The following is a 21,017-nucleotide window of genomic DNA, read 5'->3' on the forward strand; positions in this document are numbered from 1 at the left end:
CTCGCTCCCACAGGGGATTGCAGGTGTGTCAGGCCATTGCGCGGTGCTTCAGTAGTAAGGTCAAACCGAGTCCGGTCACTGACAACAACGCCGCACTAAAGAAAATCCACGAATACCCCAGGTTCAACGCTACCGCGCCCATCAGCGGTCCGGCGATCGCCAGTGCCAGATCGAAAAACACCGCATAGGCACTCAAACCCGCTCCGCGACTGGAATTGGGTACTTGCTTGATGGCTTCCACCCCCAGCGCCGGATACACCAGCGACAGGCCGAACCCGGTCAGGCCGGCGCCGATCAAGGCATAACCCGTCGAGGGCGCCAGCCACAGCAGGACCAGCCCCACGGTTTCAATGGTCATGCAGGCGATGGCGGAGGTGAAGCCGCCGAAACGGCTGATGCTGGAGATGAACAACAACCGCGCCAGAATGAAACAAACCCCGAATACCGTCAGGCAATAAGCCGCGCCGGTCCAGCCAAGGCTGACGTAATACAGGGTAATAAAGGTAGTGAGCGTGCCGTAACCGATGGATGCCAGGCTCAGGCTCGCGCCGAAGGGCGCAATGCGCCCGAACACTGCCCAGAATGGCAGCCGCTCGCCGCGAATCACCGGCACCGAAGGTTTGTTGCGGATCAACAGCAACGCCAGCAGGGCCAGTAACGACAGCGCGATCCCGAGGCTGGCGAACCCCAGTTCAGCGACCATCACCACCCCCAGCGGTGCGCCGATAGCGATGGCGCCGTACGAGGCGATGCCGTTCCAGGAAATCGAACGCGCCGTGTGCTCGGCACCGACCTGGCCCATGCACCAACTGATCGTGCCTACCCCGATCAACCCTTGAGCGATCCCCAGCAACAAGCGGCCAGCGATCAGGATGATCAGGCTCAACAACGGCAAACCTTGCAGCAGCGTCGACAGCAATGTCAGCACGCCGCTCAACGCAATCCCCGACAAGCCGTAAACAATCGCCCGCTTGGTGCCGATGCTGTCCGACAGACGTCCGGCCATGGGCCGGCTGAGCAGGGTGGCCAGGTACTGAGAACCAATGGTCAGCCCCGCCACGATGGCGCTGAACCCCAACTGTTCATGGACATACCCGGGCAACACCGCAATCGGCAGGCCGATGCAGAGGAAGGCAATAAAGGTATAGAAAACGATGGAGACGATCTGCAGGGTGATCGCCATGGAGCTTTGCGGGGGCAGTTGCTGCACAGACATGGGAGCTCTTTCGCGGGCGGCGGTAGGAGAACTGCATCATGGCGCGGGCGGGGAATAAAAGGAAGCAGGCTAACGATGTGGATTGCAGATCAGCATAAGCCTTCAGTATTTACATCGTTTGTCAGGGACTCATCGCGAGCAGGCTCGCTCCCACAAGGGATAGCGGCGCACACAGAATTTATGTTCACTGGAGATCAACTGTGGGAGCGAGCCTGCTCGCGATGGTCTCAGCACCAAAGCATCCCTTGGCCCCAGAAATGCAAAAAGCCCCGTCACCAGGACAGGGCTTTTCACTTGAAGCTTGCAGCCAGAAGCCGTCTTACATCAACACACCCTGACTACGCAGGTAGTCGTCATAGGTGCCGCTGAAGTCGATCACGCCATCGGCGCTCAACTCGATGATGCGGGTGGCCAGGGACGATACGAACTCACGGTCGTGGCTGACGAAGATCAGCGTGCCCGGGTAGTTCTCCAGCGCCAGGTTCAGCGCCTCGATGGATTCCATGTCCAAGTGGTTGGTCGGTTCGTCCATTATCAGTACGTTCGGCTTTTGCAGGATCAGCTTGCCGAACAGCATGCGACCTTGCTCACCACCAGAGATGACCTTGACCGACTTGAGGATCTCGTCGTTGGAGAACAGCATACGGCCGAGGGTGCCGCGAACGATTTGTTCGCCGCCCTGGGTCCACTGGCCCATCCAGTCGAACAGGTTGCAGTCGTCTTCGAAGTCGTGAGCGTGGTCCTGGGCGTAGTAGCCCAGTTCAGCGGCGTCGGTCCACTTCACGGTACCGGCATCCGGAGTCAATTCGTTGACCAGGGTACGCAGCAGGGTGGTTTTACCGATACCGTTCGGGCCGATGATCGCCACGCGCTCGCCGGCTTCAACCTGGAAGCTGAAGTCCTTGAACAGTGTCTTGCCGTCGAAGCCTTTGGCCATGCGCTCAACGATGACCGCCTGACGGTGCAGCTTCTTGGTTTGTTCGAAACGGATGAACGGGCTCACACGGCTCGAAGGCTTGACTTCGGCCAGTTGGATCTTGTCGATCGCCTTGGCGCGGGAGGTCGCTTGCTTGGCTTTCGAGGCGTTGGCCGAGAAGCGGCTGACGAACGATTGCAGTTCCGAAATCTGTGCCTTCTTCTTGGCGTTGTCCGACAGCAATTGCTCGCGGGACTGGGTCGCCACGGTCATGTACTCGTCGTAGTTGCCCGGGAACAGGCGCAGCTCGCCGTAGTCCAGGTCAGCCATGTGGGTGCACACGCTGTTCAGGAAGTGACGGTCGTGGGAGATGATGATCATCAGGCTGGAGCGCTGGGTCAGAATGTTTTCCAGCCAGCGGATGGTGTTGATGTCCAGGTGGTTGGTCGGTTCGTCGAGCAACAGCACTTCAGGATCGGAGAACAGCGCCTGCGCCAGCAACACGCGCAGTTTCCAGCCCGGAGACACTTCGCTCATCGGGCCGAAGTGCTGCTCGATGCCGATACCCAGGCCCAGCAACAACTCGCCGGCACGGGATTCGGCGGTGTAGCCGTCCATTTCGGCGAATTCGGTTTCCAGCTCGGCCACGGCCATGCCGTCTTCTTCGGTCATTTCCGGCAGCGAGTAGATGCGGTCGCGCTCGGCCTTGACCTTCCACAGCTCTTCGTGACCCATGATCACGGTGTCGATCACGGTAAATTCTTCGTAGGCGAACTGGTCCTGGCGCAGTTTACCCAGACGCACGTTCGGCTCGAGCATGACCTGGCCGCCGGACGGCTCGAGGTCGCTACCGAGGATTTTCATGAAGGTCGACTTGCCGCAACCGTTGGCGCCGATCAGGCCGTAGCGGTTACCGGCACCGAATTTGACCGAAACGTTTTCGAATAGCGGCTTGGCGCCGAACTGCATCGTGATGTTAGCTGTGGAGATCAATTACTTTACCTATCAATGGGTTGCGAGCTGCGCAATTGGCGCTTAGGCCATTCCTGGGGCGTTCTGGAGTTTCTTTCCATCTCTCCCCAGTCACCGCTAGAGTTCAACCAGCGCGCATAAGTCGAGAGCAGCATCTGGACGCGGTGTCCAAGCTGTTGGGCAATAAAGGCGGGATTCATGCCAGACATTGCGCATATTGTCGCATAAGTGTGACGGCAGTTGTACGGTGGGCGATAACGTGTCGCATGCTTCTTCAAGGTCCGGCCCCGGTTTGTGCAGAACCGGGATCTGCCTGATGGGTTGGCTCATCCTGGAGGGCGAGCAAACACAAGGAAGCTCGTTGATCGCACCTCAATGTTATTTTTGTTCAGCGTTGTGTTCGGGACACTTGGCGTGGCTCTGGGTAAAGTCAGCACCGCTTGCCCGGCCTGGTGTGTTTCAGAAGGATTGCTGAATGGCCAGCACTTGGTCAGGGTGGGCACCCATTCAGACTCGCCTCTCTTATGCCGCGCATAACGGCAGAAGGTGGAGAGGGGTCTATTCTTCTTCGTCAGGGGCCGGGTTTCCGGGCGCGCTGGCGCTTCGTTGTCATCACCGCTGACCATCACCTGATCGATAGCGGCTTGCAGATACTCTCCCTGGTTCTCGCCCAAGACACGCTCCTCGCCCGTCGTTCCCCCGGCAGGCTGTGAGTGGATTAGTGGATTACGCTGGAAAGCAGGCAGCGTGAGAGCGCAAGCGGACTTTCATCATGGAGAGGATCAAAATGAAACTGATTTTGGTGATGCTTGTTGTGGGGCTTTTGGCTTGGAAGCTTTCCCCTGAATTACAGTCCTGGGCTGCGGCTCAACTATCGACCCCCAAAGAAATCGTTAGAGTCGTGACTGTGCCGAAGCCTGTTTCAGCGCCATTCAAATGTGATGGACGTAAATATTGTTCGCAGATGACCTCGTGCGCAGAGGCCAAGAAGTTTCTGCAAAATTGCCCGGGAATGAAAATGGACGGCGACAACGACGCAATCCCCTGTGAGTCGCAGTGGTGCCAATGACTGTATCAGTGCTGCGGGCGTTGCTGGAGGGAAGAGGACTGCCGTCAAAACTATTGACCGGCTAATGGATTAGTATTCCTTCCCTCCAACCCAAGGAAACATGGAAGTGAGACACAAATACGCAACAGGTTTGTTTTTTCTATTGACGATTGTAACGGCTCAATATGCTTACTCCGGCGCTACAGACGAGTCCGTCGAGAACGCCTCATTGCTTTGCAAAATTCTGGATAGCAACGACGTCTTGACTCAGGCCTCCGAGTTCTCAAGCGAGGATCGTTCGGTCAACATCTCGGTAGACAGCTCTCCAGAAGAAGCCAGCAAGCTTTGCCCCGTCATCAGTGCCATCGTCGAGCATCACGATCTGGTTTTTGCGCAAGGCTGGACCGTGCAGATCACCTCTTCAGGCAGTGACTATAAAGTTGTCGCTGTCTGCCCACTGTAAACAACTCGCTGGCAGTGGTTGAAAGCCTGGCATTGCCGCACGTTGAACAGCGTGCGACAAGCCGGCGACTGGCCAGGTCGAGACTCAGAGCAAGTACCCAGCGGCTTGTCCGAGATGGTTATCCTGCCCTCCAGTAATGAGGTGCAGTGGAATGTGTTGTTGTTCATCGATAGACGGGATTTCGAAACTTCCCACTATTTGAAGGTGCCGTTCATTCAGCCCGGTCGACTCTTCTTCTTTTGCCTTAGCCATTCTCGCGTGGTTCGCTGCGATTTCATTGAGAGTTGACACGTTACATCTCCCGGTGACTGACCAAGCGTATCGCTGGAGTCCTAAGCGTTAATTTAATTGCCGCCGCGTCAGAATTACGTCGTTCTGGGGCTGCTAGGTCCCGCCTTGGCAAAGCCTAAGCCAGACGGGGCCGCGTATTGAGGGTCGTGTTTACATATTCGACGGATGGTGGTATGGCAGGAGGCTACTATCGGGAGAGCGGTTCGTATTACCTGCTGACCCGCGCTACTAATGCGTGGACACATTTTCACAGTTGAAGGTTAACTATTAGTTACAAAGTGTGGCTAAAATGCCATTTTTCGAGCCCATGCCGACCGCCGGCATGGCTCAAGAACGCGCCATCGGGACGCAGTTTGTTCATTTCTGACGTGTGACGATTTTCGTGAAACTTATCATTGCCGCTATTTACGTCATCTCCATCGCGTATGTTCACTTGCGCGGTAAGGTGCGCCACAAATTAGGCCGCCAACTGAGCGACCACTCTACGTTTCTGGCGCCGATCAATTGCTTCCTTTATCTGTTCTCGAAAACGCCCAAGAAGCCTTATCTCAATCCGGCAGACTTTCCCGACTTGAGCCCTCTGCAGGCTCATTGGGAAGAGATTCGCGCCGAAGGCCAGAATCTGCTCAAGGCCGGGGAGATCAAGCGTTCGAATCAGTATGACGACGTTGGTTTCAATTCGTTTTTCAAAAGTGGCTGGAAACGTTTCTATCTCAAATGGTACGGCGACAGTCACCCGTCGGCCGCAAAGCTCTGCCCGCGTACGACTGAACTGGTGCAAAGCATCGGCTCGATCAAGGCCGCGATGTTTGCCGAACTGCCGCCGGGTTCGAAACTGGTCCGTCACCGCGATCCGTATGCCGGTTCTTACCGTTATCACTTGGGGCTGGAAACGCCGAACGATGCCGGTTGCTACATCAATGTCGACGGTGAGAACTACTATTGGCGCGACGGCGAGGCCGTGATGTTCGATGAGACTTTCATTCACTACGCCGAAAACACCACTGCGCAGAACCGCATCATTCTGTTCTGTGACATTGAGCGGCCGATGAAGTATCGCTGGGCGGCGGCGTTCAACCGTTGGTTCAGCCGTACGGTGATGGCGGCGGCGGGCGCGCCGAACGATGCGGGCGACAAGGTCGGTGGCATCAACCGCTTGTTCGCCAAAATCTACAAGATTCGCCTGCGCGGCAAAGCGCTCAAGAAGCGTAACCGTACTCGCTACTACCTGGAGAAGTGGGCGATTTTTGCTGGGTTGCTGGCGATTTTTGTTTTGATCTGAGTTTGGTATTGAAGCGTATGACGCCATCGCGAGCAGGCTCGCTCCCACCTTTGATCTTTGTCGTTCACAAGATCCAATGTGGGAGCGAGCCTGCTCGCGATGGGGCCGAGATTCGCACCACCTGACTCATTGATGTCCCAGTGATCAGTCAGCCGCGAGAATGTTTCGGGGCTTTTTTGTCTGCGCTCGTTTTGGCTTTTGCCGCGGGTTTACCGCCGCCCTTGCCACCAAGACTGCGTTTGAGCAGTTCGGTCAGATCGATAACATCGGCGGTTTTACGCACCTCTTCACCCGTCACCGTTTCGACATCTTCGATCTTGCCTTCATTCGCCTTCTTCTCGACCAGCGCCATGATCTTGTCTTCGAAGCTGTCGCGGTACTCTTCGGGCGTCCAGTCGGCACTCATGTCCTCCACCAGGCGTTTGGCCATCTCCAACTCGCCTTTGGCCAAATCCGGCTTGGTCACTTCACCGCCCAGCTCCAGTTGATCCAGGCTGTGCACTTCGGCGGGCCAGCGCAGCATCACCAGCACCATGGCTGATTCCAGCGGCATGAGGGCCGCCAAGTGTTGGCGTGAGTGCAAAACAACGCGGGCCAGGGCGACCTTGTCGGTTTTGCTGAGGGTTTCGCGCAACAACGCATAGACCTTGCCGCCGCGTTTGTCCGGCGCCAGGTAGTAGGGCGTGTCGATGTTTTGCAGGGGGATCTGCTCGCTGCCGACAAAGGCAAAAATGTCGATGGTCTGGGTCGACAGTGGATGAGCCGAGCGAATCTCCTCTTCACTGAGCACCACGTAACGTCCTTTTTCGTACTCGATCCCCTTGACGATGTGCTCTTGGGTGACTTCCTTGCCGGTGACCTTGTTGATGCGCTTGTAGCCGACCGGGTCCATGCTGCGGCTGTCGAGCCAGTTGAAATCGATCCCCCGCGAAGACGTCGCCGAAACCAGCGCCACGGGGATGTGCACCAGACCGAAACTGATTGCGCCTTTCCAGATTGCCCGTGCCATCGTCGTGATCTCGTCGTTGATGTTCTGATGACCTGTGGCCAAGGGCAAAAGTTTCAGTCTGCAGCGGCCCGAGCCTGCGGGCGGATCGGCGGTGCGGTTAACTCGTGTTACATCTTGTGGGGGAGGTTTTAGTTAACAAATCCGAACCCTGGGCGTAGCGTGGCTCTATTCATCCATGAAGCGTGGCACGCTCATTTAGAGAGGTCCTCATGAACCGATGTGTGCTCGGCGTCATCGCGATATTGAGTGGCGTGCTAAGCCCTTTGGCTCTGGCAGACGCCGCATCGCCGTCCTCGCCCTTGCTGCTGGCGCAGAACCTGCCGGGCAGCAACAACAATCCTTACAACAGCCCGATTCGCCGGGCCAATCCCAACAGCATGCAAGGCACGCAACCCAATATCCCGGTAATCCGCGGGCCAAACACGGTGCCTGTGCCACGAGCGCCAACGCTCGATAACGGTGGTATCGGCAACCGCTATCCGCAAGATCGAACGGCTCCCACCGGCCAACCGAAATTCATTCCCAATCCACCGCCCCGGGACTCGAACCGCAACTACCGTTGAACGGCAGGACAGAGGTCTTGCCAGCCATTTTGACGACAAAAGGAATCGTGCATGTTGCGTAAAACCCTCTTGGCCACCTTCTGTGCCAGCGCATTATTTACAGTCACGGCGCCCGTTTTTGCGGCACCGACACAGGATATGAAAAGCGAGCAGGGCACCCTTGAGCTCACGCCCATCGTTAAAGGCCTGGAACACCCTTGGGCGCTGGCGTTTCTGCCCGACCGTCAAGGGATGCTGGTGACCGAGCGGCCCGGCAACCTGCGGCTGGTCAGCGCCGACGGCAAACTCTCGGGCCCGCTCAGCGGCGTGCCTCAGGTCTGGGCCAAGGGGCAAGGCGGATTACTCGACGTGGTGTTGTCGCCCGACTTCAAACAAGACCGCATGGTCTATCTGTCTTACGCCGAAGGCGGCGGTGAGGGCGGCAAGGCCGGCACGGCTGTCGGTCGCGGACGGTTGTCGGAAGACCTGACGGCCATCAAGGATTTCAGGGTGATCTTCCGTCAGGAGCCCAAGCTCTCGGTCGGCAATCACTTCGGTTCGCGACTGGTGTTCGACCGCGACGGTTATCTGTTCATCACCCTGGGCGAGAATAACGACCGGCCCACGGCGCAGGACCTCGACAAGCTGCAAGGCAAGATCGTGCGGCTCTATCCGGACGGCAAGGTGCCGAAGGACAATCCCTTTGTCGGGCAAAAAGGCGTTCGCCCGGAAATCTGGTCCTACGGCCATCGCAACCCGCAAGGCGCGGCGCTCAACCCCTGGAGCGGCACGCTCTGGGAAAACGAGCACGGCCCCCAGGGCGGTGACGAGATCAACATCATCGAACGAGGCAAGAACTACGGCTGGCCGCTGGCAACCCACGGCATCAACTATTCCGGCCTGCCGATCCCGGAAGCCAAGGGCGAAACCGCCGAAGGCACCGTGGGCCCGCACCATGTCTGGGAAAAATCCCCCGGCCTCAGCGGCATGGCTTTCTACGATGGCGATCGCTTCAAGGCCTGGCAGCACAATGTGTTTATCGGGGCATTGGTGAATCAGGAGCTGATTCGCCTGCAGTTCGAAGGCGACAAGGTTGTTCACGAAGAGCGGTTGTTGGGTGAGCTCAACAAACGGATTCGCGATGTGCGGCAGGGACCGGATGGTTATTTGTATGTACTGACCGATGAAGATGACGGGGGGCTGTACAAGCTTGGCCTGAAGTAAACGGGGTTGCCCAAACCTTGCTGCGACTGTCAGATCGCCTTCGCGAGCAGGCTCGCTCCCACATTTTGATCCGGGTTGCCCCAACTTCCGAGTCCAGCGCAGCCCTCCCTGTGGGAGCGAGCCTGCTCGCGATAGCTATCTCAAAATCAGACCCATTCTGGATCATGCTTGTTGAGTGGCATCGATGGAGTTCTTGCGGCGTTGAAACCCCCGCACCACCAGATACAACAACGGCCCGACCGACACAAAAATCGCCGTCACCAACAGATAGGGAACCACCGACAATCCCGACTGCCCACGCTTGCGCGTATCCTTGTACATCCAGATACCGGCAAGGGTCGCCAACAGGTACAAATCAATCACCACCTGCGCAGTATCGGGCCGCGACATCAGGCTGATGCCGAAGTCGAGCAGCGACTGTTCGGCCTGCAGCATCACCGAAACGGTGTAGCCGGCGAAGGCGATCAGGGCGATGAGGGGCAGGGCGACAGACTTCATGGTTTCCTTCCTTGGACAATGAACAGAATCGCCAGCCTACAGCGGTCGTTGAAAATTGGCCATTGACTTGCCATCAGCCTCCGGCTAATTTCCAGTCATGACTTCCACCGTATTGCGCTGCCAGCCAAGCATTATTACCGCCATTCCTTATTTGGCGGGCTAGCTCACGACTGCAGCACCCAACCCGCCCTAGAGGCGGGTTTTTACTTTCTGTCTCTGGGGCTCCGATCAAAGTCAGGAGACGACCATGAGCAGCACCCCCGCCCAGCAGCGCTTGCTTGAGCACTACGTGAAAAAAATCCTCGCCGCGCCGGTTTACGAACTCGCCGTGCGCACGCCGTTGCAAGCCGCGCCGGCTTTGTCCGAGGCATTGGGCAATCAGATCCTGCTCAAGCGCGAAGACTTGCAACCGACGTTTTCTTTCAAGATCCGCGGTGCCTACAACAAACTGGTGCACCTGAGCGACGAACAGAAGGCCCGTGGCGTGATCACGGCCTCGGCGGGCAATCATGCCCAGGGCGTAGCGTTGGCGGCCCGCGAGTTGGGGATCGGCGCAACCATTGTCATGCCCTGCACGACGCCGGAATTGAAGGTGCTCGGGGTTCGCAGCCGGGGAGCCGATGCGCTGCTGCACGGTGAGAGTTTTCCGTTTGCCCTGGAATACGCGCTGAGCCTGGCACAGCAAACCGGCCGCACCTTTGTCTCGCCCTTCGACGACCCGGACGTGATCGCGGGGCAGGGCACCGTCGCCATGGAAATCCTTCGCCAGCACCAAGGGCCGCTGGACGCGATCTTCGTTCCGGTGGGTGGTGGAGGCTTGATTGCCGGTATCGCCGCGTACATCAAATACCTGCGCCCTGAAGTGCGCATCATCGGCGTCGAGTCGGAACATTCCGCCTGCTTGCAGGCCGCATTGCGGGCCGGCGAACGGGTGGTGTTGCAAACCGTCGGCACTTTCGCCGATGGCGTGGCCGTCGCTCAGATCGGCGCCCATGGTTTCGAGGTCTGCCAGTTTTGCGTCGATGAAGTGCTGACCGTCAGCAACGATGAGCTCTGCGCCGCGATCAAGAACATCTACGACGATACCCGCTCGATCACCGAACCTTCCGGCGCCTTGGCCGTGGCCGGGATCAAGCAGTACGTGGCACAAACCGGCGCACGGGGTCAGACCCTGGTGGCCATCGATTCCGGAGCGAATATCAATTTCGACAGTTTGCGGCATGTGGCCGAGCGCGCCGCGTTGAGCGGCGCCCCAGTGTGAGGGGCGGGCCGGTTATTCCTGAACGGCTTTCTCGACATGATTCGACGCCGACCAGATCCGGTAGCGCACTTCGACATCCTTGGGCACGTAGAGCACGATCGGCAGCTTGCTGTTGTAACGCAGCCTGAAACCGTCACCGACCACCGGTACGAAGTCTTTTTTGCGCTTGCCATCGGGGCAGGCCATTAGCGTACTCATCGGGCCGGTGACGTTCTCCAGCCGGTAAAACGGGTAACCCCAGCCCTCAAGGTTCTTTTCTTCAAGCATGCCGCCCAGGCGCTGACGATTGCAGTCCACGGTCAGGGTCTTGCCGGCAAGAATTTCGACCTGATAACTGTCTTCCTGTTGTTGCGGGGCGAGGTGAATGACCTGGCGGGTAAAACCGCTCTCGGGCTTGGGATACGGCGCGACGTCTTCGAGGGTGGCGGCGTGGGCTACGGAGGATAGAACGGCAACTATCAGCCCGACGGTCGTGTTAAAGGGCAAAGCACCCATGATGCCTCCTTGCGTGTGTGTAGGGTCAGCGGATACTGAATGGATGGGCCGCATTCTCACTGCCGTCCTCAGCCAATGCAAACCCGCCACCGGGGTGTTTGCAAAATGCAGGTCTTGAAACAGTCCTCTCTTGCATTTTGCCCGAGTCGTTTTATTGCCAGCCCCACCCAACCCTTGATTTGCCGACGAGGCGCAGAGCGAAATCCTGGGCATGTTTTATGCTGTAGCTGTCTTGAGCTGACCGTGATTCCTGCCCAGTCAGTGCTAACACAAGAAAACGGTCGGACGTTGGAACAATGAAGCCCGCACAGAAGAAAAAGAACGGGCGATTTGAGCTCCGACCGACATTGATTTTCGATTGGCAATTTCACCATAACGAGAGGGTGGCCATGTTTCTTTCTGCCTTGGAACTACGCAATATCATTGAGAGCAGTTTTCTCCCGAAACGCTGTCAATGCACGCTGTCGCCGGACCTGTCGATGACCATCAAGGTGTACTCGGACGTCGAGACCGACCATCTCGACCTGATCGTTACCGGCATAGACGCCCAGCGTCTCAATGGATGTAGGGAAATCAACGACCTGATAGCCGAGTTGCGCACCGGCCTCGCGCACAACACGCATGGTCAACTGTTCATCGCGAAGTCAAAACTCCATTAACCGACCGCTTCACCCATTTCGCCCGACACGCGCCGGGTCTGGATAAACCCCAGACCCAGTGCAAACTCAACCACGATCGCCAGCAAAATACCCGGCCCGGCATGGCCATAGAGCCATTCGCCGAAGCCCAGTGCCGCCAAACCGAAACAGCCCACGATAAACCCGCTACACAGGGCGCTTCTCGCCGCCGAGGGCGGAGCCTGGCGCACAAGATAAAACATCACCCCCAACGCCGCGAACAGCACCGCACTGCGCCTGGCCACAAACCCCGCCGCGGACGAATACTCGATACTCCAGATCGCCAGCAACGCTTGCGGCATCAAACCCCAGACCAGCGCCAGCAGAAAACAAAGGGCGGCGGTGAACGTCGACAGCGTGCGAAACGAGAGCTGCATGGCGAATCCTTGCGGCAGTGAGTTAAGCGCCAGAGCATAGCGTCAGAACCCTCGCTGGCCTACTGTCAGTTCTGATAGCTGCACGCGTCAGACATTTTTTGATAGGTAATTTCAGCAGGCTTGCCCGAGGCGCTATCGATGTATTTCATGTCCGCCGTGACCACTTGGCACTCCAGCGTCGACGGCTCGTTCAGGGAAATGACCTTGCCCACATGCAGCGCCATGCCGTAGTGATAGGGCACGGCCTGGGAGGACGACGTATCGTTGGCCTGAGCAAGGCCGGCGAACGCGGCGCAGGCGAGGGTGGTGGTGATCTGTAGTGTTCGCATGTTCATGATGGGTCTCCAGTGCAGAGGAAGTCAGTTCGACGCAAGAACGTCGAACCTGCCGCACTGGGCGTCAGAGGGAGCTGAGGGCGTGCGGTCCAGTAAAGTTTTGGACCGTGGGGTTAATCGAAGGTTAAGTCGCGGGCTAATGGTTGTTGCGTGCCGGTTGCGCGGCCATCTATTTGAGACGCACAACCTTGAACCCACGTCGATCAGGAGGCGCCTCTATACCAGCGGGTCCTTCCAACTGACCTTTCCCAGCAACATAGTCATAGACCAGAAACTTCGCCGACACTTCATACCCGATATTAGGAATGACCAGCCGGATCTGCTCTCGTCCAAGGTACAGCCAACGTGGTAGCGCCTTCTCGGCAAAATCGATTCGCTCGACGGTGTGACTGACAGGGTTCTTGCGTAAAACGACGCCTTTTAAATACGGGGAGCCGTATGCGAAGGCGAATATCAGGCTGGAAGAAACACACTTTGCCAGGAAGACTTCGCCGAAAAAGTCGAAATCCGGGATGTCGGTAAAGGCCGGTTGGATTTTGCTGTCGAGCTTCACAAACAGGCGCTGGCCTTGCGCATTCGATTCCGCCAGCAAGGACACCTGAGTTCTATCGGCCAAAGGGCAGGTGAGGATTGTCTGGAGTGGTTGCGCGTAGGCCGGGGCGGCTAGCAGTGCCGCGATGATGTACTTCCATGGTGTTTGCATTCGGGGAAATCCCTTCGGTTGTCGGGTCCTACATTACTGCCCGTGAGTCGTAATAAATCCTAAGAAAGCTTCGTCCCGTTCCTACAGGCTCGGGCGTGTTGTCTTCTTTCGCCGGCTGGTTTCCAGCGGTTACTGTTTGGCGTCGCTGCAAAATCAGCGATCAGGTTTGGTCACCTGACTAACACTGCACATATATGTGCCATCATTCGCTCTGCGGACTTCTACGTCTCGTAGTGCGTTGCAATGGTGGCTGTGTGCAGGACGCTTTCGGGCGAGCCGTTTTGAGTGTTAGCGGTTGACCAAGCCTGTACACAGCCGCCTCCCATCGTTTGGTCACGGTGCTGGCGATTACTAATTAATACTCGAGTAATTACTATGACAACGATAAATCCGTTCCTTGAACGCTACCGTTCAATCAAAAGCAGCGTCACCGACTCAACGCCGCTGGTTATCGACACAGAAGCCAATCCCCAAGACATCCTCGAATCCGCTCTCCAGCGCATCCGAGCCTCCAGCCAGTTACTTGAAACACTCCACTGCCTATGCTTCAAGCACGGTGACGTTCAGGACATTCCGCACATTACCCATGCGCTTTATCTGCTGACTCAGGATGGTTACGACCTGCTGCAAGTTGCGCAGCAGCGGATGATGGGTTGGAAAGCGCCGGTCTGACGCCATAGCATTACAAACAAGCCAGTTTCCTGTGGACGCTGGCTTGTTTGCGGGACGCACGGAAAACTAAGCCGTCCTCAGTTCACTACCACTCGCTTGAGGAATCATCGCCAGCTGGACCTCGACTTTGTTTTCTTTTTTCGCCATCCAGCGGTCGACGTTGATCTTATGTTCCGGCGCCTGGGTGGCAGAGCCGTAAATATCTTCGGGCATCAGTTTAAGGAAACTCAAGGCATGCAGCCGTTGCCGGGCTGTATTCAACCGACCTATTTCCGCTCTCAGTAAACTCGCTTCTCGCTGGCTTGCCTGACGATCGTATTGGAAGGCGTTGTTCAGTTCGGCTTCCTTCGTCTTCAAACGGTCCTGCATTTCTTGCAGTTGGTAGTAGACCTGATCGTACTCAGTCTTGGTCACCACCGTGGTCCCGCTTTCCTGGGTTTGCTGCCAGCGGCGCAATGTTGCCCAAGCGTACGGAATGTAGGAGGGCACCATGTAGTGATCACTCATGTGGAACAGTTGCTGCACAAAAGCGGCGCGATCGGGCAAGTCTCCGAACTTTTTCAATGCTTTGGTGCAGGCGGCCTCTTCGATGGAGTCGCAACCGGGATCCCAGAGAACGGCGGATTGCTCACGTCCTTTAAACTGGACGGGCATGAAGTGGTGCAAATTACCGTGGTGCTCGTATGGCGAACCGCCCGTTCGCGACAGGCCGATAGCGAAAATAAGTGCGCCTAAAGGGGCGGTGACAAAACTGATGATCACGCCGGGCACCCAGATACTTTTGCGAGTGTTCATCCATGGCGCGGGAACACTTGGGATCGGGTCGTTGTTGTTGACCATGCGGTGATGGGCCAGCTCTGCCGCGCCGTTGACGAAGTCTGCGTCGCCAGCTCTTGGGGAGCCGTAGGTGTAGAGAAGGACGTTGTATTTTTTACTCTTACGTCTCAGCGCTTCTGCGAGCAAAGTTGCAATGGCTCCACCAAGGCTGTGACCGCAAATAATGATCTTTTGATCTACGTAGAATTGATCGAGGTAGGTCAGAACAAACTTACTCATTGCCTGATAGGCATCGTAAAAGCCTTGGTGCGCTTTACCAACGCCGTCCTCGAACGGGACTTGCTCAGCATCGGTGTCTCGCAAGAAATCTGCACCTTCCAAGGTTCCTCGTACGGCGATCAGAATGACTTCGTCGTGGTGGGTGATGAACGCTTGTGTATCACTGCCGCCCTTGACTTTGCCATCATCGAAGAAGTGCAGTTTGGCGGGGTGCTCTTGTTTTTCGCCTAAATCAGATTTGTTTTGGTCATACAGCGTCGGGTCGAACGGCAGGATCTCGAAGCGCTTCGAGTAAGGTACATCTTCATAAAGCGGATAGTAAGCTGATGTTTGGGCTGCATTGACTTTCCAAGACTCTCTAAAACTTGCAAGGCTATTGCCAAACATGTATCCGACGCTCGGTTCCAATGGGAACGATACAATGTCGAAAGGCTTTTCGGCTGGTTCTTGACCAAAATTGCTGTAACTCAAGCTGGCAAATAAAGACAGTTGATACAAGTTCAAGGCGCTGAACGTTTTGTCTTTCGATAGCATGGGGCGGAAAGCCCGTAGCGGGCGTACTTCAAGAACGGTGTGTTTGTCTGGAAGAAGAACAACGCCCCGTAATTCTATTTTTTCCGGACCAAATCCGAGGTCACCCATTACCTTAAGTAGGTTGTAGTTTGGCGGATGCGCGCTTTTTGAAAGGGGAGGAAGGTGAGTGAATTTCTCAACCAAATCTCTCACTTCGACATGAAAGAACTGGTCTGCTTTTGCTTTTGCAGGGTTGTTTTCAACTCGCAGACCGTCCTTGCGTAGGAAGCGGGTTTTTTCGGCCCGCACCTGTAATTCGGTAATTTTTAGCGGGTAGCTTGGTCGTGTCATTAACCATTTATAATCCTTTTCGTCTCCTTTATAGGCACTATCAACGGTGAGGACTACGGGCCCTTCGTAAGTGTCACAAACTTTGGCGAAGCCTTCAGAATCTAAAATTCCTTCATGAGATTGTTCGGTACTATCTACAAGTTTGTAAGCTAAACCTGCATAGGGTCTACCATTCCCTGACTCATCCACCAGTTGAAAGCTAACCCAAGTGCCCCTGAGTGGGCAGGCTTGTTTAGTGTCAGTCAGTAGCGGTTGCACTGGTTTCTTTGCCGGCATGTGTGAATTTCCTTATTCGGTACAAGCCGGATAGACGGTGCAGTCTCGTCCATCTGGCATTTTGAAAGGTTTAAAGTTTGTTTTATTGTCTCCGCAGAACGCGTAGGGATCTTCAAGACTGTCACCCATGCAGCGTTTCCAGCCAACTGGAAACTTCACCCAGTTATCACCCACGGCCGGTTTTTCCTCGCTTGAAATAGCGAAAACTACCTTAAGCGTCTTTCCCACCAACTGAGCACGTTGCAAGGGACCTTTTGCCACTGAACCATTTGCCTGTTCGGGAGTTGCCACTGATTTACACTTCAGAATTTTAACGATGTAACGGTCAGGCCCAACCGTGCGAAAAAGCCATTCGCACTGCTTCTGTAATACCATGGGGGAGGGAGAGGTATGACTGTCTGCAGTTCCATCCTGAAAGGCAATACCCGTGTAATCCCTGCCTAGATCGAGGCGGGCAGCTCCATATTTCGCGTCTACCTCATAGTCAAAACTATCAAGTACCAAAGGGCAACCACCTTCTTTGCTGCTCAGTGGGACTTCGAACTGCGCCGTTTGTGCACTGTTACTTAGCTCCTGTTCAAAGAACTTTAAACCTGGATAGTTTCTGCCTTTTCGGGGAGCGACTGTGCAACTCTCCCCCATACGAGGCACATAGGAAGCTTCGCCTTTAATGCTGAATCCGGGTGGCAATTCGGTTACCAGCGTGAAGCTATCCTGTTGTGCGACTGAACATCCTGTAGCCCCGAGCGTCCCCAAGCCAATGGCCGTTGCTCGAACAAGTCCAGTGAAAAAGTCTCGAGAAAACATTTTATTGTCCTTGTTCAGTGCAGCTGGGATAGACGGAGCAATCACGCCCATCCGGCATTTTGAAAGGTTTGAAGTCCGTTTTGTTTCCATCACAAAATGCATAGGGATCCTCGAGGCTGTCACCCATGCAGCGTTTCCAGCCAGCGGGGAATTTTACCCAGTTGTCACCAACGGCCGGTTTTTCCTCGCGTGATATATCAAAAACCACTTTTATCGTCTTTCCCGCGAACTGAGCACGTTGCATGGGGCCTTTAATATCTGAGTCACTTGCCTGATCCGGCGTTTCCACAGATTTACATTTCAGAAGTTTTACAATGTAACGGTCAGGTCCAACGGTGCGAAAGAACCATTGACACTGCTTCTGTAATACCAATATTGGGGGAGGGCTTGGAGCCTCTGCGGATCCATCCCGAAAGGAAACCCCCGTGAACGCCCTACCTAAATCAAGTCGAGCAGCACCGTACTTCGCGTCAACCTGATATCCGAAGTTATCAAGTACCAAGGGGCAGCCACCTTCGTTACTGGTCAGTGGGACTTCAAAGTGTGCTGTTTGCGCTTCGTTACTAAGCTCTTGTTTAAAAATTTTTTTGCCTGGGTAGTTTCTTCCTTCACGAACCGGGACTGTGCAGCTTTCCCCCGTCCGAGGTACGTAGGAGGCTTCACCTTTAAATTTGAATCCGGGCGGCAATTCCGTCAGCAACGTAAAGCTGTCAGTAGACTTGATGGCCGAACAACCAGAAGCCGCCATTGCACCAGCAGCAGCGAACAACCAAAGCAAACGTCCCGAAAAGGTCGCGTTAGACACCTCAACCTCACCCACGCTCTGACTCACCCAACTGCGTACCAAACACCCGCTGACATCTCGCAAAATGTTGCTCCGGCGTCTCACCCGGCAGAGGCTGCCAAGCCACATCGTCCGCGCACTGCGGATCAAGCCTCAGGCTGAGCATGAACTCACGCTGTTCCGGCGTGTTCCATTGCCAGGCCTCAAGCAGGTCCATCTGTTCCTCCAGCCATTCGCGCACATTGCGGGTTTCGGAGAGTTTGGCGGCGGCCTCGACGTGGTACACCAGCAACCAGCGTTTCAGGTTCTCGCGCAAGATGCTGCGCGTACGCTCCGGCGAGTTTGGAATTCGCAACCATGGCGCGGGGTTTGGTACTGGGTATATGCCGGGCCTGGCGTTATCTGCGCTTTTCCACTGCTCCTCATCCCAGTACAGCACGCTGCTGATCGGGCCTAACAGCAAGGGGCGTTCGGCCTCGCTCAGGTTGGCGAGGCAGCGAGCGATCACGCGGTTGTCCTGAAAACGGAACAACGAACGTTCGCCGTCTTCCTCAATAACCATTCGGGCTTGCCAGTGTTGGGTCAGGCCGTCGAGGTCGGCTTTGTCCATGCTGCCGATCCAGCCCCAGTTGCGCTGTGGGTCGTCCAGCAGTTTGCGGAAGGCATCGGCGCCGGGGGTGTGCAGCTCGGTCAGCCACGGGCTGATGGCGGCGAACTCGGCGTATTGGGTGCGTCGATAGAGTTGCACTGAGTGCTGCATCAGGCCGGCGCTGTAGAGCGACGTGACCGGGTTCGGTTCGGCGAGGCTGTCGAGGGCCAGGATCAGGACGCGATTGAATTTTGCCTGTTCGCCGAGCCAGTTGTTGAGTGTGTCGCTCATGCTGTTGCCCCCAAATCACATTTGCCTTCACGGCAGGCTTCGCAAATCGGGCAGCGGATGTCGCCGGCGGCACGGGCAGCTTTGGCCAGGGCCATTTGCACGGCGGCCGGGACGAGCAGGGCGCCGGCCTTGTCTTTGGCGGCGGCCCATGGGATTACCGGGTCGAGAATCTGGATTCCCGTACCGGCGCCGGGTGCGCCCCCGGAATTCACCTTCACCTCAGCCCCGCTAATCGTCACCCCACCCGCATCAATCTTCACAAAGCTCCCGCCAGCCTTGGCCGTCAGCTCCATGCCACCCTCGACCACCACCTTCTCCCCAGCGTGGTAATGAATCTCCGTCCCGGCCTCGACAAACTGCGCCGTCCCCACCTTCACATGCTGGGTCACGCCAACGGTGAGGTGATCATCCGCCCGCGCTTCGGTCTTGCGGTCCAGATGGGTGAGGCGATGCTCTTCCACCTTGAACTCGCTGAACACGTTGGCTTCGACCGTGTCATGCCGTTCATTGCCGATGCGAATTTTCTGGTCGTGCTCGATGTTCTCATCCCAGTCGCGCTGGGCGTGCAGGTAGATCTGTTCCGCGCCTTTCTTGTCTTCGATGCGGAACTCGTTGTAGCCCTTGCCGCCCGGTGAGCTGAGGGTCTTGAAGGTGCTGCGGGTTTTGTTCGCCGGCAGGTCGTAGGGGACGACGTTTTCCTTGTGGTACAGGCAGCCGGTGATCAGCGGTTGGTCGGGGTCACCTTCGAGGAAGGTCACGAGCACTTCCATGCCGACTCGCGGGATGGCGATGCCGCCATAGGCGTTGCCGGCCCAGCCGGTGGCGACACGCAGCCAGCAGCTGCTGGTGTCGTTGCCCTGGCCGTCGCGGTCCCAGTGGAACTGCACTTTGACGCGGCCATATTCGTCGCAGTGGATTTCTTCGCCCGGCGGGCCGGTGACGATGGCGGTCTGGCTGCCCAAAGCCTTGGGTTTCGGGTGTTCCAGGGCCGGGCGGAAGTGCGCGTCCCACGGCGTGGCGAGGAAGCGGTTGCGGTAGCCCTGGTGGAAGTCGTCCTTGTTATGGGTGACGTCGCTGGTGATGTTCTCGCCGAGCACTTGCGGCTGTTTGCCTTCGTGGACGATTTCCAGCAGCAGCCAGAGGTCATTCCACTCGGTGCGCGGGTGTTCGCTGAGGGCCATGAAGTGGCCGCTGACCAGGGTCGGTTCGTCGCCTTTGCCTTCGGCGAGTTGGTAGTCGCTGCGATGGCGTTCCAGGGCGCGGGTCGCCAGTTGCTTGCCGCGCGCACGGTCGGTGAAGCGGCCGGGGTAGTCGTAGTCTTCGAGGTCCGGGGCGAACGCGCTTTTGGCCGCGCCCTCAGGCAGCAGCTGCGGTTTTTCGAAGTCGTAGTCGCGGCGGCTGACGCGGGTGGTACGGGTTTCCAGGCGCAGGTTGAAGCGCTTGATCACCGGTTTTTTTGCAGCCATGCCTGAGTCTTGCTGGTAGCTCACCGGCGCGAGTTTGCGGAACACTGTCTGGTCATCGCCAAACACCAGTTTGTGGCCGCTGGTCGAGTGCTGGAAGTGGAAGTGAATGCCTTCCTCTTCGCACAGGCGCTGGATGAAGTGCAGGTCGGATTCGTCGTACTGCACGCAGTACACGCGCTCGGGGTAGATCGCGCCGAGCTGGAAGCTGTAGGCGTCGGCCAGAATGCCGCGGGCCTCGAGGACTTGGGCGATGATCTTCGGCACAGTTAAATGCTGGAAAATCTGCTGGTCGTGGTTGTGCCGCAGGTAGGCCAGTTGCGGCACCAGGCTGATGCTGTAGCGGGTCAGGCTCTTGCCGGAATCACCTTGCTCGATGCGGTACACCAGGCCATGGATTTTGCCTTGGCCGGTGACGCCAAAGGTCAGGCAACCGGGCTTGTGCAGCAGCTCTTCGAGTTTCAGGTCGGGGCGGGCGCTGACCAGTTCGATGTCGAAACAGAACGGCTGGTTGAGGGCTTCGCGACCGACGAAGCTGAGGACCTGCAGGTCGACGGAAACGCCTTCGAGTGTGAGGGAGATATGGATTGCGTTTGCGTCCAGCATGCCTTGAATTCCGTCCTTTGAAAAAGCAGGGGCGGATGGTGCAATATTAAACTGCCATGTTCAAGGCGAAAATGGAGGGCAAGCTGTATAGGGGAAACCCTTGTCTAGAGGGTTTCGAGCAATAGAGATGGGCTTGTGCCGTTGATTGCGGAGTTACAATTTTTCGGTGTGCAACCGGTAGGCCGCCTTCGCGGGCAAGCCTCGCTCCTACAGGATTTGTGTCGAGCCATTGATCATGCCAACACCGGGGTTGTGTCGATCCGTTGATCATGCCAACGCCGGGGTTGTGTCGATCCATTG

22 protein-coding genes and 1 pseudogene are annotated in these 21,017 nt (G+C 56.8%); 8 read left to right on the top strand and 15 right to left on the bottom strand.

Going from position 1 to position 21,017, the window contains the following annotated elements:
• Positions 1-28 precede the first annotated feature (28 nt).
• The 3 genes from PMI30_RS00420 to PMI30_RS31405 all read right to left on the bottom strand — a co-directional run bounded on the left by PMI30_RS00420 (position 29) and on the right by PMI30_RS31405 (position 3,778).
• A complete protein-coding gene (locus PMI30_RS00420) occupies positions 29-1,216 on the bottom strand; it encodes an MFS transporter (RefSeq protein ID WP_008015176.1) in 1,188 nt (395 codons plus the stop codon).
• A gap of 319 nt (positions 1,217-1,535) precedes the next feature.
• Positions 1,536-3,125, bottom strand: a complete 1,590-nt coding sequence (locus tag PMI30_RS00415) for an ABC-F family ATPase (protein ID WP_081501323.1) — start codon at positions 3,123-3,125, stop codon at positions 1,536-1,538.
• A gap of 305 nt (positions 3,126-3,430) precedes the next feature.
• Positions 3,431-3,778: a hypothetical protein gene (locus PMI30_RS31405; protein ID WP_008015178.1), complete on the bottom strand. Its 348-nt coding sequence runs from the start codon at positions 3,776-3,778 to the stop codon at positions 3,431-3,433.
• 113 nt (positions 3,779-3,891) lie between these two features.
• Between PMI30_RS31405 and PMI30_RS00410 the strand changes: the two genes are divergently transcribed.
• Positions 3,892-4,173, top strand: coding sequence for an excalibur calcium-binding domain-containing protein (locus PMI30_RS00410; RefSeq protein ID WP_008015179.1), 282 nt, complete (start codon positions 3,892-3,894; stop codon positions 4,171-4,173).
• 100 nt (positions 4,174-4,273) lie between these two features.
• Positions 4,274-4,615: a hypothetical protein gene (locus tag PMI30_RS00405; protein ID WP_032836317.1), complete on the top strand. Its 342-nt coding sequence runs from the start codon at positions 4,274-4,276 to the stop codon at positions 4,613-4,615.
• Positions 4,616-4,699: 84 nt separating this feature from the next.
• Here PMI30_RS00405 and PMI30_RS0130060 read toward each other — a convergent pair whose 3' ends face one another.
• On the bottom strand, positions 4,700-4,906 hold the full coding sequence (locus PMI30_RS0130060; RefSeq protein WP_032836318.1) for a hypothetical protein: 207 nt from the start codon (positions 4,904-4,906) through the stop codon (positions 4,700-4,702).
• A 382-nt stretch (positions 4,907-5,288) separates the two neighbouring features.
• On the opposite strand from PMI30_RS0130060, the gene lpxO reads away from it, so the two are divergent.
• Positions 5,289-6,188 carry a lipid A hydroxylase LpxO gene (gene lpxO, locus PMI30_RS00400; RefSeq protein WP_008015181.1) on the top strand — a complete coding sequence of 300 codons (900 nt, stop codon included), beginning with the start codon at positions 5,289-5,291 and terminating at the stop codon, positions 6,186-6,188.
• Positions 6,189-6,336: 148 nt separating this feature from the next.
• Here the strand turns inward: lpxO and ku are convergent, their stop codons facing one another.
• Positions 6,337-7,197, bottom strand: a complete 861-nt coding sequence (ku, locus tag PMI30_RS00395; protein ID WP_008015182.1) for a non-homologous end joining protein Ku — start codon at positions 7,195-7,197, stop codon at positions 6,337-6,339.
• A gap of 209 nt (positions 7,198-7,406) precedes the next feature.
• On the opposite strand from ku, the gene PMI30_RS00390 reads away from it, so the two are divergent.
• The gene (locus PMI30_RS00390) at positions 7,407-7,760 is read left to right on the top strand and encodes a hypothetical protein (RefSeq protein WP_008015183.1); all 354 of its coding nucleotides are present in this window, start codon (positions 7,407-7,409) and stop codon (positions 7,758-7,760) included.
• Between the two features lie 51 nt (positions 7,761-7,811).
• Positions 7,812-8,963: a PQQ-dependent sugar dehydrogenase gene (locus PMI30_RS00385; RefSeq protein WP_008015184.1), complete on the top strand. Its 1,152-nt coding sequence runs from the start codon at positions 7,812-7,814 to the stop codon at positions 8,961-8,963.
• A 162-nt stretch (positions 8,964-9,125) separates the two neighbouring features.
• Here PMI30_RS00385 and PMI30_RS00380 read toward each other — a convergent pair whose 3' ends face one another.
• Entirely contained in the window at positions 9,126-9,461 is a 336-nt protein-coding gene (locus tag PMI30_RS00380; protein WP_008015185.1) for a DUF2834 domain-containing protein, read from the bottom strand.
• A 247-nt stretch (positions 9,462-9,708) separates the two neighbouring features.
• Here PMI30_RS00380 and ilvA point away from each other — a divergent pair.
• Positions 9,709-10,704 (top strand): annotated as a pseudogene (gene ilvA / locus PMI30_RS00375) (threonine ammonia-lyase, biosynthetic); the annotation flags it as partial.
• A 30-nt stretch (positions 10,705-10,734) separates the two neighbouring features.
• On the opposite strand, the gene eco reads toward ilvA, so the two are convergent.
• Complete coding sequence (eco, locus tag PMI30_RS00370; RefSeq protein ID WP_008015188.1) at positions 10,735-11,217, bottom strand: serine protease inhibitor ecotin; 483 nt, start codon at positions 11,215-11,217, stop codon at positions 10,735-10,737.
• Positions 11,218-11,606: 389 nt separating this feature from the next.
• Here eco and PMI30_RS00365 point away from each other — a divergent pair, with 389 nt between their 5' ends.
• On the top strand, positions 11,607-11,876 hold the full coding sequence (locus PMI30_RS00365; protein ID WP_007897309.1) for a DUF1652 domain-containing protein: 270 nt from the start codon (positions 11,607-11,609) through the stop codon (positions 11,874-11,876).
• On the opposite strand, the gene PMI30_RS00360 is transcribed toward PMI30_RS00365, so the two are convergent.
• The 3 genes from PMI30_RS00360 to PMI30_RS00350 all read right to left on the bottom strand — a co-directional run bounded on the left by PMI30_RS00360 (position 11,873) and on the right by PMI30_RS00350 (position 13,309).
• Entirely contained in the window at positions 11,873-12,271 is a 399-nt protein-coding gene (locus PMI30_RS00360) for a hypothetical protein (protein ID WP_008015189.1), read from the bottom strand. The two genes, PMI30_RS00365 and PMI30_RS00360, sit on opposite strands and share 4 nt — an antisense overlap.
• 65 nt (positions 12,272-12,336) lie before the next feature.
• Entirely contained in the window at positions 12,337-12,606 is a 270-nt protein-coding gene (locus PMI30_RS00355) for a DUF2790 domain-containing protein (protein WP_008015190.1), read from the bottom strand.
• Positions 12,607-12,775: 169 nt separating this feature from the next.
• Entirely contained in the window at positions 12,776-13,309 is a 534-nt protein-coding gene (locus PMI30_RS00350) for a hypothetical protein (protein ID WP_008015191.1), read from the bottom strand.
• A gap of 375 nt (positions 13,310-13,684) precedes the next feature.
• On the opposite strand from PMI30_RS00350, the gene PMI30_RS00345 reads away from it, so the two are divergent.
• Entirely contained in the window at positions 13,685-13,981 is a 297-nt protein-coding gene (locus tag PMI30_RS00345; RefSeq protein WP_008015192.1) for a hypothetical protein, read from the top strand.
• A 66-nt stretch (positions 13,982-14,047) separates the two neighbouring features.
• On the opposite strand, the gene PMI30_RS00340 is transcribed toward PMI30_RS00345, so the two are convergent.
• From PMI30_RS00340 to PMI30_RS00320, 5 genes are read right to left on the bottom strand one after another with little or no spacing between them, the layout of a single operon-like run.
• Positions 14,048-16,177, bottom strand: coding sequence for a lipase family protein (locus PMI30_RS00340; RefSeq protein WP_008015193.1), 2,130 nt, complete (start codon positions 16,175-16,177; stop codon positions 14,048-14,050).
• A gap of 12 nt (positions 16,178-16,189) precedes the next feature.
• Complete coding sequence (locus tag PMI30_RS00335; protein ID WP_238542040.1) at positions 16,190-17,086, bottom strand: hypothetical protein; 897 nt, start codon at positions 17,084-17,086, stop codon at positions 16,190-16,192.
• Positions 16,986-17,804, bottom strand: a complete 819-nt coding sequence (locus PMI30_RS00330) for a hypothetical protein (RefSeq protein ID WP_050562578.1) — start codon at positions 17,802-17,804, stop codon at positions 16,986-16,988. The genes PMI30_RS00335 and PMI30_RS00330 overlap by 101 nt, the downstream gene beginning before the upstream one ends.
• Positions 17,797-18,648: a DUF4123 domain-containing protein gene (locus PMI30_RS00325; protein ID WP_008015199.1), complete on the bottom strand. Its 852-nt coding sequence runs from the start codon at positions 18,646-18,648 to the stop codon at positions 17,797-17,799. The genes PMI30_RS00330 and PMI30_RS00325 overlap by 8 nt, the downstream gene beginning before the upstream one ends.
• Positions 18,645-20,717 carry a type VI secretion system Vgr family protein gene (locus PMI30_RS00320; protein ID WP_008015200.1) on the bottom strand — a complete coding sequence of 691 codons (2,073 nt, stop codon included), beginning with the start codon at positions 20,715-20,717 and terminating at the stop codon, positions 18,645-18,647. Before PMI30_RS00320 ends, PMI30_RS00325 begins: the two co-directional genes overlap by 4 nt.
• Positions 20,718-21,017: the final 300 nt, after the last annotated feature.

The organism is Pseudomonas sp. GM50 (assembly GCF_000282375.1).
Taxonomy (GTDB): domain Bacteria; phylum Pseudomonadota; class Gammaproteobacteria; order Pseudomonadales; family Pseudomonadaceae; genus Aquipseudomonas.

Coding starts and splice junctions, on each gene's coding strand:
- PMI30_RS00340 (WP_008015193.1), bottom strand. CDS start 16,177: ATGCCGGCAAAGAAACCAGTGCAACCGCTACTGACTGACACTAAACAA.
- PMI30_RS00380 (WP_008015185.1), bottom strand. CDS start 9,461: ATGAAGTCTGTCGCCCTGCCCCTCATCGCCCTGATCGCCTTCGCCGGC.
- PMI30_RS00355 (WP_008015190.1), bottom strand. CDS start 12,606: ATGAACATGCGAACACTACAGATCACCACCACCCTCGCCTGCGCCGCG.
- PMI30_RS00345 (WP_008015192.1), top strand. CDS start 13,685: ATGACAACGATAAATCCGTTCCTTGAACGCTACCGTTCAATCAAAAGC.
- ku (WP_008015182.1), bottom strand. CDS start 7,197: ATGGCACGGGCAATCTGGAAAGGCGCAATCAGTTTCGGTCTGGTGCAC.
- PMI30_RS00385 (WP_008015184.1), top strand. CDS start 7,812: ATGTTGCGTAAAACCCTCTTGGCCACCTTCTGTGCCAGCGCATTATTT.
- eco (WP_008015188.1), bottom strand. CDS start 11,217: ATGGGTGCTTTGCCCTTTAACACGACCGTCGGGCTGATAGTTGCCGTT.
- PMI30_RS00320 (WP_008015200.1), bottom strand. CDS start 20,717: ATGCTGGACGCAAACGCAATCCATATCTCCCTCACACTCGAAGGCGTT.
- PMI30_RS00410 (WP_008015179.1), top strand. CDS start 3,892: ATGAAACTGATTTTGGTGATGCTTGTTGTGGGGCTTTTGGCTTGGAAG.
- PMI30_RS00350 (WP_008015191.1), bottom strand. CDS start 13,309: ATGCAAACACCATGGAAGTACATCATCGCGGCACTGCTAGCCGCCCCG.
- PMI30_RS00390 (WP_008015183.1), top strand. CDS start 7,407: ATGAACCGATGTGTGCTCGGCGTCATCGCGATATTGAGTGGCGTGCTA.
- PMI30_RS00335 (WP_238542040.1), bottom strand. CDS start 17,086: ATGCATTTTGTGATGGAAACAAAACGGACTTCAAACCTTTCAAAATGC.
- PMI30_RS00360 (WP_008015189.1), bottom strand. CDS start 12,271: ATGCAGCTCTCGTTTCGCACGCTGTCGACGTTCACCGCCGCCCTTTGT.
- PMI30_RS00365 (WP_007897309.1), top strand. CDS start 11,607: ATGTTTCTTTCTGCCTTGGAACTACGCAATATCATTGAGAGCAGTTTT.
- PMI30_RS00420 (WP_008015176.1), bottom strand. CDS start 1,216: ATGTCTGTGCAGCAACTGCCCCCGCAAAGCTCCATGGCGATCACCCTG.
- PMI30_RS00405 (WP_032836317.1), top strand. CDS start 4,274: ATGGAAGTGAGACACAAATACGCAACAGGTTTGTTTTTTCTATTGACG.
- PMI30_RS00325 (WP_008015199.1), bottom strand. CDS start 18,648: ATGAGCGACACACTCAACAACTGGCTCGGCGAACAGGCAAAATTCAAT.